The following is a 16,515-nucleotide window of genomic DNA, read 5'->3' as shown; positions in this document are numbered from 1 at the left end:
GAATAACCGTGATCGCGTCGTTGGTGGGCCAACGCCTGGGCCTGCCGGATCTACCGGCGGCCGCTGCGATCGTGCGGCGCGCAGGGTCAACCCGGCCCGGCCACAGCGCCCCTCTGGACCGGCCCACGCACCCACAACCATGTCATCAGGCCGGCCGCCAGCACCACCGGCAGCATGGCCGCGTTCAGCGCTTCCCATCCGAAGGCGTCCAGCGCCGGTCCGGCCGCCAGCGTGGCCAGCGCAGTAGCGGCATAACGCAGCATCTCGGCCGCGCCTTGCGCGCGGGCGCGCTCCGACGGGCGGTAGGACTGCGCCAGCAGCGTGGTGCCGCCGACGAACATGAAATTCCATCCCACCCCCAAGCAGAACAGCGCCGCATAGAACGCGGGCAGTGACGGCGAGGCCATCGCGATCAGCGAGCAGGCGACGTTCAGCAGCATGCCGGCGCCCAGCACCCGCGGCAGGCCGAAGCGCTGGATCAGCGTGCCGGCAAAGAAAGCCGGCGCGTACATGCCGACCAGGTGCCATTGCATGATGTTGGCGCCGTCCCCGATGCTGTGGCTGCATGCCACCGCGGCCAGCGGCGCCGCGGTCATGATGAACATCATCGAAACCGACCCGACCACGTTGTTGGCAAGCGCGGCGACGAACACCGGCTGGCGCGCCACCTCCCGCAGCGGCCGCGCGGGCAGGCCGGGCTGGATCTCGCCGGCCGCGGCGGGCGCTTCGGCGTCGCGGTAGCCGCCCCACAGCAGCGCGGCCGACAGCAGTGCCAGCAAGGTCACCATCAGATAGGCGCCGGCGAAAGTGACCGGCGCGAACAGATCCCGACTCCAGGCGGCCAGTGCGGGGCCGGCAATCGCGGCGATGACGCCGCCGGCCATCACCACCGAGATCGCGCGGCTCTTGGCGGCGGGCTCGACTGCGTCCGCCGCCGCTAGCCGGTAATACTGGGCAAAGGCCTGGAACACGCCGACCAGCGCGGTGCCGGCGCAGAACGCCCAGAAATCGGCATGAAACACGGCCCATACCGATAGGCCGCCGCCCGCCGCGCCGGCCAGTGCGCCCAGTGCGAATCCCCTGCGCCGGCCGATGCGCTGCATCAGCAACGAGGCGAACCAGGTGACCAGTGCGCCCGCTACCGTTATCAACGCGAATGGCAGGGTCGACAACGCCCTGTTGGGCGCGAGCATGTGGCCGGTCAGCGCCGTCAGCGTCAGGTCGATGGAAATGGCTGCGACGAATAGGCCCTGACAGACGGCCAGGATACGGGCGTTGCGACGGCCGTTAGTGGAGGAGACGGAGAGGGGCATAGCGGGATCGATGGGAATGAACCGAATGGGGAGGGCGGTGCGGTAAGCGCGGCCGGGTGGGGCTGACGGGTTTGACAGGCCTCACTTTATCGGCGCACGCCTTGGCGTAAATGACATAATTCCCTCAAAAAAAGCCATTCCCCACGCCGTCATATCCATGCGGGTGCCGGGCTTCCAATTGCTGGACATTTCCGGCCCCTGCTGCGGTGTTCCAGACCGCCGGCAAGCAGGCTCGGACCGCCGCCGGTCCGGCTATGCGGTTCACGTCGTGTCCGAGCACCCAGCCGGCTTCGATAGTCGATTTCCGTCAAAACTGGGGGCAGTTCCAAACTCCGCGAGCTTCGACGCCCGCGACACCCCCAATATGTAACAACCCTCCTTCCCCCCTTGAAGCCTAGAACATCATCCCTATAATTAGCACTCGACACCGGTGAGTGCTAACAACGTTCCCGGGCTCAACTGATCATCCTTTCTTCTTCTTTTTTGTAACAGGAGTTCCTCATGGCCTTGCGTCCCCTGGGCGATCGCGTGATCGTCAAACGCCTCGAAAACGAGCGCAAGACTGCCTCGGGCATCGTCATTCCCGACAGCGCCGCCGAAAAGCCTGACCAAGGTGAAGTCGTGGCCGTCGGCCCCGGCAAGAAGACCGAAGACGGCAAGATCCTGCCCGTCGACCTGAAGGCTGGCGACAAGGTTCTGTTCGGCAAGTACGCCGGCCAGTCCGTGAAGGTCGATGGCGAAGAACTGCTCGTCATCCGCGAGGACGAAATCCTCGCCGTGGTCCTGTAATCCCTGCCTCAAACGAATTTTCGAAGGAAGCTAAGAAATGGCTGCCAAGCAAGTATTGTTCGGTGACGACGCCCGCGTGCGCATCGTCCGCGGCGTGAATGTCCTCGCCAACGCTGTCAAAACCACCCTCGGCCCCAAGGGTCGCAACGTCGTGCTGGAGCGCTCGTTCGGCGCCCCGACCGTGACCAAGGACGGCGTGTCCGTCGCCAAGGAAATCGAACTGAAGGACAAGTTCGAGAACATCGGCGCCCAGTTGGTCAAGGACGTCGCCTCGAAGACCTCCGACAACGCCGGTGACGGCACCACCACCGCCACCGTGCTGGCTCAGGCCATCGTCATGGAAGGCCTGAAGTACGTTGCCGCCGGTTTCAACCCGATCGACCTGAAGCGCGGCATCGACAAGGCCGTCGCCGCCGCCGTCGCCGAACTGAAGAAGCAATCCAAGCCGGTCACGACCAGCAAGGAAATCGCCCAGGTCGGCTCGATCTCGGCCAACAGCGACAGCTCCATCGGCCAGATCATCGCTGACGCGATGGACAAGGTCGGCAAGGAAGGCGTCATCACCGTCGAAGACGGCAAGTCGCTGGAAAACGAGCTGGACGTCGTCGAAGGCATGCAATTCGACCGCGGCTACCTGTCGCCCTACTTCATCAACAACCCGGACAAGCAAGTCGCCGCCCTGGAAGATCCGTATGTCCTGATTTTCGACAAGAAGATCAGCAACATCCGCGACCTGCTGCCCGTGCTGGAACAAGTCGCCAAGTCGAGCCGTCCGCTGCTGATCATCGCTGAAGACGTCGAAGGCGAAGCGCTGGCCACCCTGGTTGTGAACAACATCCGCGGCATCCTGAAGACCACCGCCGTCAAGGCTCCTGGCTTCGGCGACCGCCGCAAGGCCATGCTGGAAGACATCGCCATCCTGACGGGCGGCACGGTGATCTCCGAAGAAACCGGCATGTCCCTGGAAAAGGCCTCGCTGGCCGAACTGGGCCAAGCCAAGCGCATCGAAGTGGGCAAGGAAAACACGACGATCATCGACGGCGCTGGCGACAGCAAGTCGATCGAAGCCCGCGTGAAGCAAATCCGCGTCCAGATCGAAGAAGCCACGTCCGACTACGACCGTGAAAAGCTGCAGGAACGCGTGGCCAAGCTGGCCGGCGGCGTTGCCGTGATTCGCGTTGGCGCTGCCACCGAAGTCGAAATGAAGGAAAAGAAGGCTCGCGTCGAAGACGCCCTGCACGCTACCCGCGCTGCTGTGGAAGAAGGCGTTGTGGCCGGCGGCGGCGTTGCTCTGCTGCGCGCCAAGCAATCCATCTCCGACCTGAAGGGCGACACCCCTGACCAGAACGCCGGCATCAAGCTGATCCTGCGCGCTGTCGAAGAGCCGCTGCGCACCATCGTCACCAACGCCGGCGAAGAAGCCAGCGTGGTGGTGAACAACGTGCTGAACGGCAAGGGCAACTACGGCTACAACGCCGCGACCGGCGAGTACACCGACCTGGTCGAGCAAGGCGTGCTGGATCCCACCAAGGTGACCCGCACCGCCCTGCAGAACGCTGCCTCCGTCGCCAGCCTGCTGCTGACCGCCGAAGCTGCCGTGGTCGAACTGGCCGAAGACAAGCCCGCTGCTCCGGCCATGCCCGGCGGCATGGGCGGCATGGGCGGCATGGACTTCTAAGTCCCGCTTCCCTTGCAAGGCCTCCCCGGCTCCGGCCGGGGAATGCAGTATCCTGAAAAACCCCCGGTCCTTCGCCCCGGGGGTTTTTCTTTGCCCGCCGTCCGCGCGGGCGCGGCCGCCTTCGCCCAGGGCCGGAACGTTTGCGCACAATCTGAAGGTTTCGCCGGGACGCATGCGTCCCTACAATGAAGGCTTCATGGACTGAACCCAGAACTATGCGCCTCCCCCAGAGCCTCCGCGTCCTGCGCCCGTCCGAGATCGGCGGGCTGCTGATGGATTCCGCCAATCAATGGTCCGCCCACCGCGCCTCCAGCAAGGGAGCGGCCCTGGCCCTGTACATGGTTTTCTCGCTGGCGCCCATGCTGATCCTCGTCATCGCGGTGGCGGGGGCCTTCTTCGGCGAGGACGCGGTGCGCTCCGAACTGTTCTCGTCCCTGCGGGAACTGACCGGCGAACGCGGGGCCGAGGTGATCCAGACGGTACTGGCCAGCGCGCACGAGTCCGGCGGGGGCTGGATCGCGGCGCTGATTTCCATTTTCGTGCTGATCTTCAGCGCCACCACGGCGTTCGCCGAGCTCAAGGCCAGCCTGGACGACCTCTGGGAAGTGTCCGGCAACCAGAAAGGCGGGCTGCACGGCATGGTGCGCAGCCGGATGCTGTCGTTCGGCCTGGTGCTGGTGCTGGCGCTGTTCCTGCTGGTTTCCCTGACCGTAAACGCCGGGCTGGGCGCCGCGCGCAAGTACTACGGAGACCTGTGGATGGCCTCCACGGTCGCGACGGTGGCCGAATGGATCTCCAGCCTGTTTTCCTTCTCGGTGGTGGTGGCGCTGTTCGCGGTGATCTTCAAGCTGCTGCCCAGCGCGAAGATCTCCTGGCGCGACGTGATTCCCGGCGCCATCGTGACGGCGGCGCTGTTCCTGATCGGCAAGTGGGGCATCGGCCTGTACCTGAGCCGGGGCGCGGCGGTGTCGGCCTACGGCGCCGCCGGATCGCTGATCGCGCTGCTGCTGTGGATCTACTATTCGGCCCAGATCTTCTTTTTCGGCGCGGTGTTCACGCGGCAATTCGCGCTGCGCTTCGGCACGGCGGAACGGCAGGCATCCGGGCCGCAAGCGCCGCCGGCCTGAACACGGCGCGAGCGTCAGCCTTTCGCGCCGTCCTCCAGGCCGGCCATCAGCCTCAGGCACCGCAGGAACACGGGCCGCAATTCGGGCGGCAGCGGCGCCAGCACCTCGGTCTCGACCTCGGCGTCGCGCGGCAGCACGCGGGCCAGCAGGGCCGCGCCCTCTTCGGTGATTTCCAGCGCATAGGCGCGGCCGTCCTCGGCGGACCGCGTGCGGCGCACGTACCCCTTCTTGGTCATGCGGGCAATCATTTCGGCGAAGGAATTGCGGTCCAGCGCGATCAGTTCGGCGATGCGGTTCTGGGTGGCGCCGGGGTTCTGGTAGACGGTGACCAGCAGGGCTTTCTGGCGGGGAGTCAGGTCTACTTCGGCGAACGCCTGGGCGAACAGCGCTTCGGCGCGGAAGTGGGCGCGGCGCAGCAAATGGGATGCCACCTGGGTCAGATCGAATTCCTTCAGGACCCGGGCGGCGGCCGGGCGGGCGGTTCGGGAAGGGCTGGTCATCGGGCGTCCATGGAATATGCCCGACGATTGTAGGCGTTCACACGCAGGGGCTGGCGCCGCGGCCGAAGGCGCGTAAAATCCGCCGAATCGGTAACGATTCTCAATTCTAGCGTTCCACCCCTATGTCCGGACCGAACACTCTGCCGGCCTTCCAGAGCCTGTACGCGCAGCATCACGGCTGGCTGCGCGCATGGCTGCTGCGCAGGCTGAAATGCCGCTTCCGCGCCGAGGACATCGCGCACGACGCGTTCCTGCGCCTGCTGCGCCGCGGCGGCCTGGAGACGGCGGACCAGCCCCGCGCCCTGCTGGCCACCACCGCCAGCAGGCTGGTGATCGACGAACACCGCCGCCAGGAGATCGAGCAGGCCTATCTGTCGCTGCAGGCGGAATGCTGCGCCGCGCATACCGCGCCTTCGGCCGAACAGGTCGCCATGGCGGTCGAGGCGCTGGCCGCGGTGACGGGCGCGATCGAACGCCTGCCCGCCAAGGCGGGCCAGGCTTTTCTCATGAGCCTGTACGACGGGATGTCTCACCGCGACATCGGGCTGGCGCTGCGGGTGTCGGAACGCTCGGTCAAGCTGTACCTCGCGCAGGCCTTGCTCGCCTGCCACGACGTGCTGGCCGACCTGGCGCCGGCGCACGGCGATGCGTGAGGCCCAGGGCAATCCGGCGGGCGGTCCGCCGCTGCCGCGCGCCGCGCTGGAGGAAGCCGCCCATTGGCACAGCGTCATGGACGGCCATCCCAGCACCGAGGAAACCCGGGATTTCGAGCGATGGCGCACCGCCAGTCCGGACCACGAGCGCGCCTGGCAGCGCATGCGGGAACTGTGGAGCCTGTTGTCCGCGCCCGCGGCGCAGGCGCCCCCGGACCGGCTGGGCGGGCTGGTCCGCGACACCGCCGCCAGGCGGCGCAAGCGCCGGCGGAGAACGGCCTCGGGACTGGCGCTGGGCGTCGCGCTCCTGGTGTCGGCCTGGTGGGCCAGCCAGGCCCAGATGCCCTGGCTGGCCGCCGATCTGCGCAGCGGCGTGGGCGAGCGCCGCACGGTCGAATTGAGCGACGGCAGCCGCGTCACGCTGAATACCGACAGCGCCATCGATATCCTCTATACGCCGACGGAACGCCGTATCGTGCTGCGCCAGGGCGAGATCCTGGCCGAAGTCGCCCACGGCGCCCCCGGACGGCCGTTCGTGGTGGATACCCGCGACGGCACCGCCACGGCGCTGGGCACCCGCTACGTGGTCCGCCTGATGCCGGACGCCACGCGCGTGACGGTGACGGAGTCGCGGGTGCGAGGCTGCCCCGCTGCTCCCGGCGCCGCCTGCCGCGACGCGTCCGCCGGACAGGCGCTCGAGATCCGCGCCGCGTCGGTCGAGCCCGTCCAGCCCGCCAACCGCGATGCGGAAGCCTGGACCCAGGGCCGCTACGCGGTGATAGACACGCCGCTGCCCGAGGTGCTGGCCGAGCTGGCGCGCTACCGGCGCGGGCTGCTGATCTACGACGCGCGGGCGCTGGCGGACCTGCGCGTTTCCGCGGTGCTGCCGCTGCAGGGCGATGAAGCGTACGCCTCGCTCCAGGAAAGCCTGCCCATCCGGGTGCGCAGCTACGGCCCGTGGATATTGCGGGTGGAACGGCGCTAGCGAATTTGTAACAGGCCTTTCCCTTTTGCGCGTCCGGCGCGTCATCCCTTCCATGCACAACCCAGCATGGAGCATTGCGGTGTACCCGAAACCCTTCAGCAAATCCCTCGCCGGCCTGGCGCTCGTCCTGCAGGCGCTGGCCACCTCGGCGCTTGCCGCCGAGGGTCCGCCGATACCGCCCGGTCCGCTGGACGAGGCGTTGAACGCCTACGCCCAGCGGCGCGGCCTGGTGATTTCCTATGACGCCTCGCTCACGCGGGGCCTGCGCAGCCCCGGCCTGCGCGCGCCCACCGGAACGGACGAAGACCTGTCCGCCCTGCTCGCCGGCACGGGCCTGTCGGCCCGGCGCAATGCCGAAGGCCGCATCCAGTTGCGGAAAGCGCCCTCTTCTCCCGCCGTGGAACTCGCGCCGATCACCGTGAGCGGCGTCCAGGAATCGGCTTTCGGTCCGGTGGACGGCGTCGTGGCGACACGCAGCGCCTCGGGGTCCAAGACCGATGCCGCCCTTCTGGAAACGCCGCAGACCATCAACGTGATCAGCCGCTCGGAGATGGACCGCCGGCCGGTGCGCAGCACGGCGGAAGCGCTGGCCTACACGCCGGGGGTCAATGCCGCCTGGGCGGGTTACGACGTGCGCTTCGATGTGATTCAGTTGCGCGGTTTCAACGCCAACTACGCCACCTACCAGGACGGGCTGCGCAGCGCCACGGGCGAATACGTGATTCCGCGGCTGAACCCTTATGGCGCCGAACGCATCGAGGTGCTGAAGGGGCCGGCCTCGGTGCTCTACGGCCAGAACACGCCGGGCGGCCTGGTGAACTTCGTCACCAAGGCGCCTACGGAAACGCGCCAGGGCGAGATCCAGCTCGAAGGCGGCAGCAACGACCACAAGCAGGGCGCGTTCGACCTGGGCGGCCCGCTGAACGAAGGCGCCACGCTGCGCTACCGCCTGACCGGGCTGTACCGCGACGCGGGCGCTTCGCTGGACCGCGTGGACGAAACCAACCGGTATTTCGCGCCGGCCTTTACCTGGGCGCCGAACGCGGACACCAGTTTCACGCTGCGCGTGCAGTACCAACGCGACCTCGTCGACGGCTGGACGGGTTACTTCTGGCCCGCCGAAGGCACGCTCTACGGCAATCCGAACGGCCGCCTGAAGCGCTCGCGCTTTCCCGGCGAGCCGGGCGTGGACCGCTGGGACGTGGAGCAGCGTTCGGTCGGCTACCGCCTGGACCACCGCCTGAATTCCACCTGGAAGGTCAGCCAGAACCTGCGTTATGCCGAAATCGACTTCGACGCGCGGAACAGCTTCCTGAACGGTTTCCTCGACGACGAAAAGCGGCTCATCGACCGCAGCTATGTCGGGTGGAAGGAGCAGGTATATGCCTTCACGGTGGACAATCAGGTGCAGGCCGAATTCGACACCGGCCCCCTGTCGCACACCGTGCTGGCCGGCCTGGACCTGCGCCGCGTGAACAATAGCTACCGCTTCTACATGGGCACGCTGGGGCCGCTCGACCTGTACCGCCCGGTCTATGGCCAGCGGCCGCAGGACATCGCCGAATACACCGATACCCGCACGCACACGACGCAGATCGGCTATTACCTGCAGGACCAGATCCGCGCGGGCCAATGGGTCTTCACCGGCGGCGCGCGCTATGACCGCGCCTGGGCCGACAAGCAGGGAGTGAACTTCGGCTCGGACGCCGCGGGCAGCCAGAGCGACACCGCGTGGACCGGACGCGCCGGCATCGTCTACCTGGCGCGCAACGGCCTGGCTCCCTATGTCAGCTACTCGACGTCGTTCGACCCCGCCACGGGCGCCACCCGGTCCGGTTCACCGTTCAAGCCCACCGAAGGCGAGCAGTACGAGGCCGGCATCAAGTACGAGCCGCCCGGCCAGAAGGCCTTCGTCACGCTGTCGGCGTTCCAGCTTACGCAAAAGAATGTGATCGCCGCGGATCCATCCGACCCCGCGTTCAACGTGCAGACCGGCGAAGTGCGCGTGCGCGGCGTCGAACTGGAAGGCAAGGCGGAACTGGGCCTGGGGTGGACGCTGATCGCTTCCTATGCCTACAGCCACGGCGAAGTGACCCGCAACACGCCCGATTACACCGGCGTCAATACCGAAGGCAAGGCCGTGCCCAACCTGCCTCGCCACCAGGCCGCCCTCTGGGCCGACCACAGCTTCGGCGGCGCGGCGCGCGGCCTGACCGCCGGCATGGGCGTGCGCTACCGGAGCAGCACCTATGGCGACGCCTACAACGAACTGGGCATGAAGCCGGTCACGCTGGTCGACGCGCGCGTCTCCTACGATCTGGGCGCCCTGGATCCCTCGCTCAAGGGACTCGCCTTCGCGCTGTCGGCGACCAACCTGTTCGACCGCCGCTACGTGGCTAGCTGCGGCAGCACGACATCGTGCTACTGGGGGCAGGAGCGCCAGGTGTACGGTACGCTCAGCTACCGCTGGTAGGCGGCAAACGCTTCCCCCGTCCGCGCCGCGCGGGCGGGGAAGGCGCGCCGCCCTGGAATTCCATCATTGACTTGCCGGCCCGCGCTGCCTATTATTTGCCGATATAGTACGTATACGTACTTAATATCCATTGGAAGCCGGGCCATGACGCCACGCCAGCTACGCAACTACATCGATGGCCGCTTCGAAGACGGCGCGTCCACCTTCGACAAGCACAGCCCGGTGGATGGACGCCTCATCGCCCAGGTCCACGAAGCCGATCGCGGCCAGGTGAACCGCGCCGTGGAAGCCGCGCGCCGCGCCCTGCCCGCCTGGGCCGCGCTGCCGGTCGCCGCGCGCACCGACTATCTGCTGGCGCTGGCCGACGGCATCGGCCGGCGGTTCGACGACTTCCTGCAGGCCGAAATCGGCGACACCGGCAAGCCCGTCGGCTGGGCCGGCAAGATCGACATCCCCCGGGGCGCGGCCAATTTCCGGGCCTTCGCCGAACTGGCCCGCACGCTGGACATGGAAAGCTACATGACCGACACGCCGGACGGCCGGCAGGCGCTGAACTACGCCTACCGCAAGCCGCTGGGCGTGGTGGGCGTGATCTCGCCCTGGAACCTGCCGCTCCTGCTGCTGACCTGGAAGGTGGCGCCGGCGCTGGCGTTCGGCAACACGGTGATCATGAAGCCGTCCGAGGTCACGCCCTCGACGGCCACCCTGCTGGCCGAAGTCGCCGATGAAGCGGGGCTGCCGCCCGGCGTGCTGAATCTGACGCATGGGTTCGGCCCGAACTCGGCGGGCGAATTCATGACCGCGCACCCCGACATCGACGGGATCACCTTTACCGGCGAATCCGCCACGGGCGCCGCCATCATGCGCGCGGTCGCGCCCGGCGTGAAGCCGGTGTCGTTCGAGCTGGGCGGCAAGAACGCGGCCCTGGTGTTCGCCGACGCGGACTTCGACGCGGCGGTGGACGGCGTCACGCGCTCGGCCTTCGCCAACTGCGGGCAGGTCTGCCTGTGCACCGAACGGGTGTACGTCGAGCGCCCCATCTACGAGCGCTTCGTCGAGGCGCTGGCGGCTCGGGCCAGGGCCATGCGCATCGGCTGGCCGATGGAGCCCGATACCGAGATGGGGCCGCTGGTGTCGCGCGAACACCGCGAAAAAGTGCTGTCGTACTTCGCCTTGGCGCGCCAGGAAGGCGCGGCCGTGGCGGCGGGCGGCGGCATCCCGGAATTCGGCGACGCCCGCGACGCGGGCGCGTACGTGCAGCCCACGGTCTGGACCGGCCTGTCCGAACAGGCCCGCTGCATCAAGGAGGAAGTCTTCGGCCCCGTGTGCCACGTGGCGCCCTTCGATACCGAGGACGAGGCCATCCGCCTGGCCAACGACACCCGCTACGGCCTGGCCGCGGCGGTCTGGACGCAGAACCTCAGCCGCGGACACCGCGTGGCGCAGGCCATGAAGGTCGGCCTGGCCTGGGTCAACTGCTGGTTCCTGCGCGATCTGCGCACGCCCTTCGGCGGCAGCGGCCTGTCGGGCATCGGCCGCGAAGGTGGACGCCATTCGCTGCATTTCTATACTGAGCCCACCAACGTCTGCATCAAGCTCTGACGTCCCCCCGTCCCAAAGGAAAGCGGAATGAACCCAGCCACCACCAGCGCCACCGTCGTCGCCGGAAAAGCCACGCCCCGGGGCAAGTACCCGCACATCAAGCGCGCCGGCGACTTCCTGTTCGTCTCCGGCACCAGCTCGCGCCTGCCCGACAACCGCATCGCGGGCGCCGAAGTGGACGCCATGGGCACGGCGACCCTAGATATCCGGGCGCAGACGCGCGCCGTCATCGAGAACATCCGCGACATCCTGGGCACCGCCGGCGCCACCCTGGCCGACGTGGTGGAAATCAGCACGTACCTGGTCAACATGAACGATTTCGGTGGATACAATCAGGTCTACGGCGAGTATTTCGACGCCGATGGCCCAGCACGCACCACCGTCGCGGTGCACCAGTTGCCGCATCCGCAGTTGCTGATCGAAATCAAGGCGATCGCCTACAAGCCGCTTGCACGCTAGCGGCGCGCCAGCACGCATGTCGAACTTCCGGATTACGCCCAACGCCCTCAGCCACAAACTGAAGCTGCACCAGTTGCAGATCTTCGAACGCGTGCTGGCGCGCCGCTCGCTGTCGCGCGCCGCCAGTGAACTGCACCTGACCCAGCCCACCGTCACCAAGGCCATCCACGACCTGGAATCCTTCTTCGGCGCCACGCTGTTCGAACGTTCCAACCGCGGCGTCACGCCGACCGAACTGGCCCTGGTGCTGGGCCGCCGGGTCCACGCCATGATGGCCGAGATCCGCTACATGGCCGACGACATCGACGCCGTGCTGGGCGGAGCCAGCGGCCACGTGGTGGTGGGCACCCTGATCGCCGCGTCCGCCAAGCTGTTGCCCGAGGCCATCGCGCGCTTGATGACGGACCACCCCGGCATCCAGGTCACGGTGCGCGAAGGGCCCACCGCGCAATTGCTGCCGGCCCTGGCCACGGGCGATCTGGACATCGTCGTGGGCCGCTTGCCGGGCGCCGACATGGCGTCGATCTCCGGCGTCGCCGTGGACCACCACAAGCTGTACCGGGAAGATCTGTGCCTGGTGGCCGGCGCGCGCCATCCCCTGGCCGGCGCGCGGGAAGTGGCGCTGGCCGACCTGGCCGACTGCATCTGGATCCTGCCCGCGCCCACCTCGCCGCTGCGCGCCTCGATCGAACGCACCTTCTTCGACGCCGGCCTGCGCCTGCCCGCCAGGCACGTCGAATCGCTTTCGCTGCTGACCAACATCGGCGTGCTCATGCACAGCGACGCGCTCGCTCTCATCCCCTACGACGCGGCGGCGCAGTTCCTGTCCATGGGCATCCTGGCCAGGCTGCCCACCGATGTCTTCGGCGCCTTCGGCGACGTGGGCTATTCGGTCCGCGCGGACCGCCCCCTGACCCCGGCCTGCCAGCGGCTGGTGGACTACCTGAAGCAGATCGCCGCGCAGCGCGCGCCGCAGCCCGGGACCGGCGGCTGAAGCCGGCCTCTCAGGGTTACCCCGCGATAGACGGACAGCATAGCCACCCGCGCAATTTCTATTGTGCAGTCCCTCGCTGCGCCGCCTAGACTCCAAGGGAGAGCGCAGTTCCCCCATCCCTGGAGTTCCCCATGCTCGCCTACGGTTCCCCGTTCAATTTCCAGCGCTGGATCGACGACAACGCGCATCTGCTCAAGCCTCCGGTCGGCAACAAGCAGATCTGGCGGGACGCCGACTTCATCGTCACCGTGGTCGGCGGCCCGAACCTGCGCACCGACTACCACGACGATCCGCTGGAAGAGTTCTTCCACCAACTGCGCGGCAATGCCTGGCTGTCGCTCTGGATAGACGGCAGGCCGGAACGCGTGGACCTGAAGGAAGGCGACATTTTCCTGTTGCCGCCGCACGTGCGCCATTCGCCGCAGCGGCCCGAAGCCGGCAGCGTCTGCCTGGTCATCGAACGCCAGCGCCCCGCGGGCCTGCTGGACGGCTTCGAATGGTATTGCCCCGAATGCCATCACCTGGTTCACCGCGCGGAGGTGCAGCTCCAGAGCATCGTGACCGACCTGCCGCCGCTGTTCCAGGCTTTCTACTCCAGCACCGAAAAACGCACCTGTCCCGGCTGCGGCGCGATCCACCCGGGCAAGGGGGAAGCTCCCCCGTCTCCGTCCACGCCCCGCTAGCGCCACGCCGCAAGCCTTCCCCCCACGCCAACCCGTCCACCGATGATCCAGAAAATCGACATGCACGCGCACTTTTTCCCGCCGATCACGCGGGAAGAAGCGGCCGCGCTCGACCCCGTCAACGCGCCCTGGCTGCGCCCGGAAGGCGACGGCGCCGCCGGCCAGATCATGGCGGGCGACCGGCCGTTCCGCCCCGTGGACGCCACGCTCTGGGACCCGGCCTTGCGGGTGCGGCAAATGGACCTCCACGGCGTCGACGTGCAGATCCTGTGCGCCACGCCCATCATGTTCGGCTATACCTACCCGGCGCAGGCCGCGGCCGACTGGGCGGCGCGCATGAATGACCTGGCGCTCGAACACTGCGCCCATGCGCCGTCGCGCCTGAAGGCGCTGGCGCAGGTGCCGCTGCAGGACCTGGACCTGGCATGCCGCGAAGCCTCGCGTTCGCGCGCCGCCGGCCACCTGGGCGTGCAGATCGGCAACCACGTCGGCCCGCGCGACCTGGACGACGAGACCCTGGTCCAGTTCCTGATCCATTGCGCCGGCAACGACATTCCCGTTCTGGTGCATCCCTGGGACATGATGACCGACGGCCGCATGAAGAAATGGATGCTGCCCTGGCTGGTGGCCATGCCGGCCGAAACCCAGCTCGGCATCCTGTCGCTGATCCTGTCCGGCGCCTTCGAGCGCATACCGCGCAGCCTGAAGCTGTGCTTCGCGCATGGCGGCGGCAGCTTCGCCTTCCTGCTGGGACGCGTGGACAACGCCTGGCGGCATCGCGACATCATCCGCCAGGACTGTCCGCAACTGCCTTCGTCCTATACCGACCGCTTCTATACCGACAGCGCGGTCTTCGATCCGCGCTCGCTGCGGCTGCTGATCGACGTAATGGGCGAAGACCGCGTACTGCTCGGCTCCGACTATCCGTATCCGCTGGGCGAGCAGGAGGTGGGCCGACTGGTGGCCCACGCCGGCCTGCTTCCCGAGGTGCAGCACAAGATCCTGTTCCGCAACACGATGGCGTTTTTCGGCCTGGACCATTGAAGCGCCCACGCCTGGCCCACATGACCGTGACACACGGCAAGACAAGGGGAATCACGATGCGATGCACTTACAAGCAGGCCGCCGCCGCGGCCCTGGGGCTGGCGCTGTCGGCCACCGCGACGGCCGACGTGAAGATCGGCCTCTTGACGACCTTGACCGGCCCCGGCTCGGTGCTGGGCCAGGACCAACTGGACGGCTTCATGCTCGCCGTGGAACAGGGCGGCGGCAAGCTGGGCGGCGTTCCCGTGCAGATCATCAAGGAAGACGACCAGTTCAAGCCCGAGGTCGGCGTGCAGGCCGCCCGCAAGCTCGTGCAGAGCGACAAGGTGCCCATCATCACCGGCGTGGTCTATTCCAACGTCATGCTTGCCGTGGTGCGGCCGGTGACGAGCGCCGGCGTGTTCCTGGTGGGTTCGAACGCCGGCCCGACCAACCTGGCGGGCAAGGACTGTACGCCCTACTTCTTCTCCACGTCCTGGAACAACACGCAGCGCCACGAGGGCAGCGGCGAAATGGCCAACCAGATGGGGTTCGGGAAGGTCTACCTGCTCGCCCCCAACTACCAGGCGGGCAAGGACGCCATGGCCGGCTTCAAGCGCTTCTTCAAGGGCGAGGTGGTCAACGAAGTCTTCACGCAGGTGAACCAGCCCGACTACTCGGTGGAGCTGGCCGCGCTGGCGGAAGCCAGGCCCGACGCCGCCTACGTTTTCTTCCCCGGCGGCATGGGGGTGAACTTCATCAAGCAATACCGCCAGGCGGGCCTGTTCGGCAAGATCCCGCTGCTGTCGGTGGACACCATCGACGGCGCCACCCTGCCCGCCCTGCAAAAGGATGCCCTGGGCGCGGTGACCAACGTGCCCTATTCGCCCGATCTCGACAATGCGGCCAACCGGGCGTTCGCCGCGGCGTTCCGGCAGAAGTACGGACGCGAACCCTCCAGCTACGCCGCGCAGTCGTGGGACGCCGCCCAGTTGATCGGCTCGGCGCTGAAGAAGACCGGCGGCAAGGTCGACGACAAGGACGCCCTGCGCCGCGCGCTCGAAGCGGCCGATTTCCAATCCGTGCGCGGCGAATTCCGCTACCAGCCCAATCACTTCCCGGTCGCCGGATTCTTCCGCGCGGACGTGGAGGCCGGCGCGGACGGCAAGGTGGCCTTCGTGAACAAGGGCCCCATCTTTCCGGACCTGTCCAAGGTGGCGGACCAGTACGCCGCCCAGTGCGCCATGAAGTAATCCCCGGCCCGCCCGGCCAGGAGGCGAACGCTATGTCCACGACGCTGCTGCTGGTGCAGGCCTTGAACGGCCTGCAACTTGGAATCCTGCTGTTCCTGCTGGCCGCCGGCCTGACGCTGGTGTTCGGCATCATGAACTTCATCAACCTGGCGCACGGGTCGCTCTACATGATGGGCGCCTTTATCGCCGCCACCGTATTCCGCCACACGGGATCGTTCCTGCTGGCCGCGGGCGCCGTGGTCGCCGGCATGGCCGCGCTGGGGCTGCTGCTGGACCGCATCGCGCTGGGGCTGCTGCTGGACCGCATCGCGCTGGCGCGGCTGTACCCGCGGGAACACCTGGACCAGGTGCTGGCCACGTTCGGCTTCATCCTGTTCTTCAACGAACTCACGCGCATCCTATGGGGCCCGGCGCCGATCAGCATGGGGCTGCCGTCCTGGCTGTCCGGCACCATAGCCGTCCTGGGCGTCACGTATCCGCTGTACCGGTTCCTCATCATCGTCGTCGGCCTGGCGGTGGCGGCGGGCTGCTACGTGCTGATCCACCGCACGCGGCTCGGCATGCTGATACGGGCGGGCTCGACCGACCGCATGATGGTGGGCGCGCTGGGCGTGAACATCGCGCGGCTCAATACCCTGCTGTTCGTCCTGGGCGCCGTGCTGGCGGGCGTGGCGGGCCTGATGGCCGGGCCCATCCTGTCGGCGCAGACGGGCATGGGCGAACCCATTCTGATCCTGACGCTGGTGGTCATCGTGATCGGCGGCATCGGCTCGGTGCGCGGCGCCTTCCTGGCCGCGCTGATGGTGGGCCTGGTCGACACGCTGGGCCGCGCGCTCCTGCCCACCCTGCTGCGCGCCGCGCTGCCGCCGTCCGCGGCCAACGCGGCCGGGCCGGCCATCGCATCGATGCTGATCTACATCGTCATGGCGCTGGTGCTGGCCTTGCGTCCGCAGGGCCTGTTCCCGGTCAGGCACGGATAGGGG

At 67.6% G+C, this 16,515-nt stretch carries 15 protein-coding genes; 13 read left to right on the top strand and 2 right to left on the bottom strand.

From position 1 onward, the window contains the following. Positions 1-86: 86 nt before the first annotated feature. Positions 87-1,313 carry an MFS transporter gene (locus AVE30378_RS22230; RefSeq protein WP_129243377.1) on the bottom strand — a complete coding sequence of 409 codons (1,227 nt, stop codon included), beginning with the start codon at positions 1,311-1,313 and terminating at the stop codon, positions 87-89. A 501-nt stretch (positions 1,314-1,814) separates the two neighbouring features. On the opposite strand from AVE30378_RS22230, the gene groES reads away from it, so the two are divergent. The 3 genes from groES (at position 1,815) to AVE30378_RS22215 (ending at position 4,907) form a co-directional block, all read left to right on the top strand. After that, complete coding sequence (gene groES / locus AVE30378_RS22225) at positions 1,815-2,102, top strand: co-chaperone GroES (RefSeq protein WP_057283173.1); 288 nt, start codon at positions 1,815-1,817, stop codon at positions 2,100-2,102. A 37-nt stretch (positions 2,103-2,139) separates the two neighbouring features. After that, positions 2,140-3,780: a chaperonin GroEL gene (gene groL / locus AVE30378_RS22220; protein WP_129243374.1), complete on the top strand. Its 1,641-nt coding sequence runs from the start codon at positions 2,140-2,142 to the stop codon at positions 3,778-3,780. Between the two features lie 215 nt (positions 3,781-3,995). Further along, positions 3,996-4,907: a YihY/virulence factor BrkB family protein gene (locus AVE30378_RS22215; protein WP_129243371.1), complete on the top strand. Its 912-nt coding sequence runs from the start codon at positions 3,996-3,998 to the stop codon at positions 4,905-4,907. Positions 4,908-4,921: 14 nt separating this feature from the next. Here the strand turns inward: AVE30378_RS22215 and AVE30378_RS22210 are convergent, their stop codons facing one another. After that, on the bottom strand, positions 4,922-5,407 hold the full coding sequence (locus AVE30378_RS22210; protein WP_129243368.1) for a MarR family winged helix-turn-helix transcriptional regulator: 486 nt from the start codon (positions 5,405-5,407) through the stop codon (positions 4,922-4,924). A 122-nt stretch (positions 5,408-5,529) separates the two neighbouring features. Between AVE30378_RS22210 and AVE30378_RS22205 the strand changes: the two genes are divergently transcribed. From AVE30378_RS22205 to AVE30378_RS22160, 10 genes are all read left to right on the top strand, one after another. Further along, positions 5,530-6,060, top strand: a complete 531-nt coding sequence (locus AVE30378_RS22205) for a sigma-70 family RNA polymerase sigma factor (protein WP_129243365.1) — start codon at positions 5,530-5,532, stop codon at positions 6,058-6,060. Beyond that, positions 6,053-7,045 carry a FecR family protein gene (locus AVE30378_RS22200; protein WP_129243362.1) on the top strand — a complete coding sequence of 331 codons (993 nt, stop codon included), beginning with the start codon at positions 6,053-6,055 and terminating at the stop codon, positions 7,043-7,045. The genes AVE30378_RS22205 and AVE30378_RS22200 overlap by 8 nt, the downstream gene beginning before the upstream one ends. A gap of 79 nt (positions 7,046-7,124) precedes the next feature. Beyond that, positions 7,125-9,518: a TonB-dependent siderophore receptor gene (locus AVE30378_RS22195; RefSeq protein WP_165360267.1), complete on the top strand. Its 2,394-nt coding sequence runs from the start codon at positions 7,125-7,127 to the stop codon at positions 9,516-9,518. A 144-nt stretch (positions 9,519-9,662) separates the two neighbouring features. After that, positions 9,663-11,120, top strand: coding sequence for a 2-hydroxymuconic semialdehyde dehydrogenase (locus AVE30378_RS22190; RefSeq protein ID WP_129243356.1), 1,458 nt, complete (start codon positions 9,663-9,665; stop codon positions 11,118-11,120). A 27-nt stretch (positions 11,121-11,147) separates the two neighbouring features. Further along, positions 11,148-11,579, top strand: coding sequence for a RidA family protein (locus tag AVE30378_RS22185; protein WP_129243353.1), 432 nt, complete (start codon positions 11,148-11,150; stop codon positions 11,577-11,579). Positions 11,580-11,595: 16 nt separating this feature from the next. Further along, positions 11,596-12,573, top strand: coding sequence for a LysR substrate-binding domain-containing protein (locus AVE30378_RS22180; protein WP_129243350.1), 978 nt, complete (start codon positions 11,596-11,598; stop codon positions 12,571-12,573). A 131-nt stretch (positions 12,574-12,704) separates the two neighbouring features. Then, a complete protein-coding gene (locus AVE30378_RS22175) occupies positions 12,705-13,256 on the top strand; it encodes a 3-hydroxyanthranilate 3,4-dioxygenase (protein ID WP_129243347.1) in 552 nt (183 codons plus the stop codon). Between the two features lie 42 nt (positions 13,257-13,298). Then, the gene (locus AVE30378_RS22170; RefSeq protein ID WP_129243344.1) at positions 13,299-14,300 is read left to right on the top strand and encodes an amidohydrolase family protein; all 1,002 of its coding nucleotides are present in this window, start codon (positions 13,299-13,301) and stop codon (positions 14,298-14,300) included. Positions 14,301-14,356: 56 nt separating this feature from the next. Then, positions 14,357-15,532 (top strand): ABC transporter substrate-binding protein, encoded by a 1,176-nt coding sequence (locus AVE30378_RS22165; protein ID WP_129243341.1) that lies wholly within the window; start codon positions 14,357-14,359, stop codon positions 15,530-15,532. Positions 15,533-15,564: 32 nt separating this feature from the next. After that, positions 15,565-16,512 (top strand): branched-chain amino acid ABC transporter permease, encoded by a 948-nt coding sequence (locus AVE30378_RS22160; protein ID WP_129243338.1) that lies wholly within the window; start codon positions 15,565-15,567, stop codon positions 16,510-16,512. The last annotated feature ends 3 nt before the right edge of the window (positions 16,513-16,515 follow it).

The sequence above is a fragment of the Achromobacter veterisilvae genome, from assembly GCF_900496975.1.
Classification (GTDB): domain Bacteria; phylum Pseudomonadota; class Gammaproteobacteria; order Burkholderiales; family Burkholderiaceae_B; genus Achromobacter; species Achromobacter veterisilvae.
The sequence above is the reverse complement of the archived record's forward strand: the minus strand, read 5'-3'. Positions and strand labels throughout refer to the sequence as shown.

Coding starts and splice junctions, on each gene's coding strand:
- AVE30378_RS22230 (WP_129243377.1), bottom strand. CDS start 1,313: ATGCCCCTCTCCGTCTCCTCCACTAACGGCCGTCGCAACGCCCGTATC.
- groES (WP_057283173.1), top strand. CDS start 1,815: ATGGCCTTGCGTCCCCTGGGCGATCGCGTGATCGTCAAACGCCTCGAA.
- groL (WP_129243374.1), top strand. CDS start 2,140: ATGGCTGCCAAGCAAGTATTGTTCGGTGACGACGCCCGCGTGCGCATC.
- AVE30378_RS22215 (WP_129243371.1), top strand. CDS start 3,996: ATGCGCCTCCCCCAGAGCCTCCGCGTCCTGCGCCCGTCCGAGATCGGC.
- AVE30378_RS22210 (WP_129243368.1), bottom strand. CDS start 5,407: ATGACCAGCCCTTCCCGAACCGCCCGCCCGGCCGCCGCCCGGGTCCTG.
- AVE30378_RS22205 (WP_129243365.1), top strand. CDS start 5,530: ATGTCCGGACCGAACACTCTGCCGGCCTTCCAGAGCCTGTACGCGCAG.
- AVE30378_RS22200 (WP_129243362.1), top strand. CDS start 6,053: ATGCGTGAGGCCCAGGGCAATCCGGCGGGCGGTCCGCCGCTGCCGCGC.
- AVE30378_RS22190 (WP_129243356.1), top strand. CDS start 9,663: ATGACGCCACGCCAGCTACGCAACTACATCGATGGCCGCTTCGAAGAC.
- AVE30378_RS22185 (WP_129243353.1), top strand. CDS start 11,148: ATGAACCCAGCCACCACCAGCGCCACCGTCGTCGCCGGAAAAGCCACG.
- AVE30378_RS22180 (WP_129243350.1), top strand. CDS start 11,596: ATGTCGAACTTCCGGATTACGCCCAACGCCCTCAGCCACAAACTGAAG.
- AVE30378_RS22175 (WP_129243347.1), top strand. CDS start 12,705: ATGCTCGCCTACGGTTCCCCGTTCAATTTCCAGCGCTGGATCGACGAC.
- AVE30378_RS22170 (WP_129243344.1), top strand. CDS start 13,299: ATGATCCAGAAAATCGACATGCACGCGCACTTTTTCCCGCCGATCACG.
- AVE30378_RS22165 (WP_129243341.1), top strand. CDS start 14,357: ATGCGATGCACTTACAAGCAGGCCGCCGCCGCGGCCCTGGGGCTGGCG.
- AVE30378_RS22160 (WP_129243338.1), top strand. CDS start 15,565: ATGTCCACGACGCTGCTGCTGGTGCAGGCCTTGAACGGCCTGCAACTT.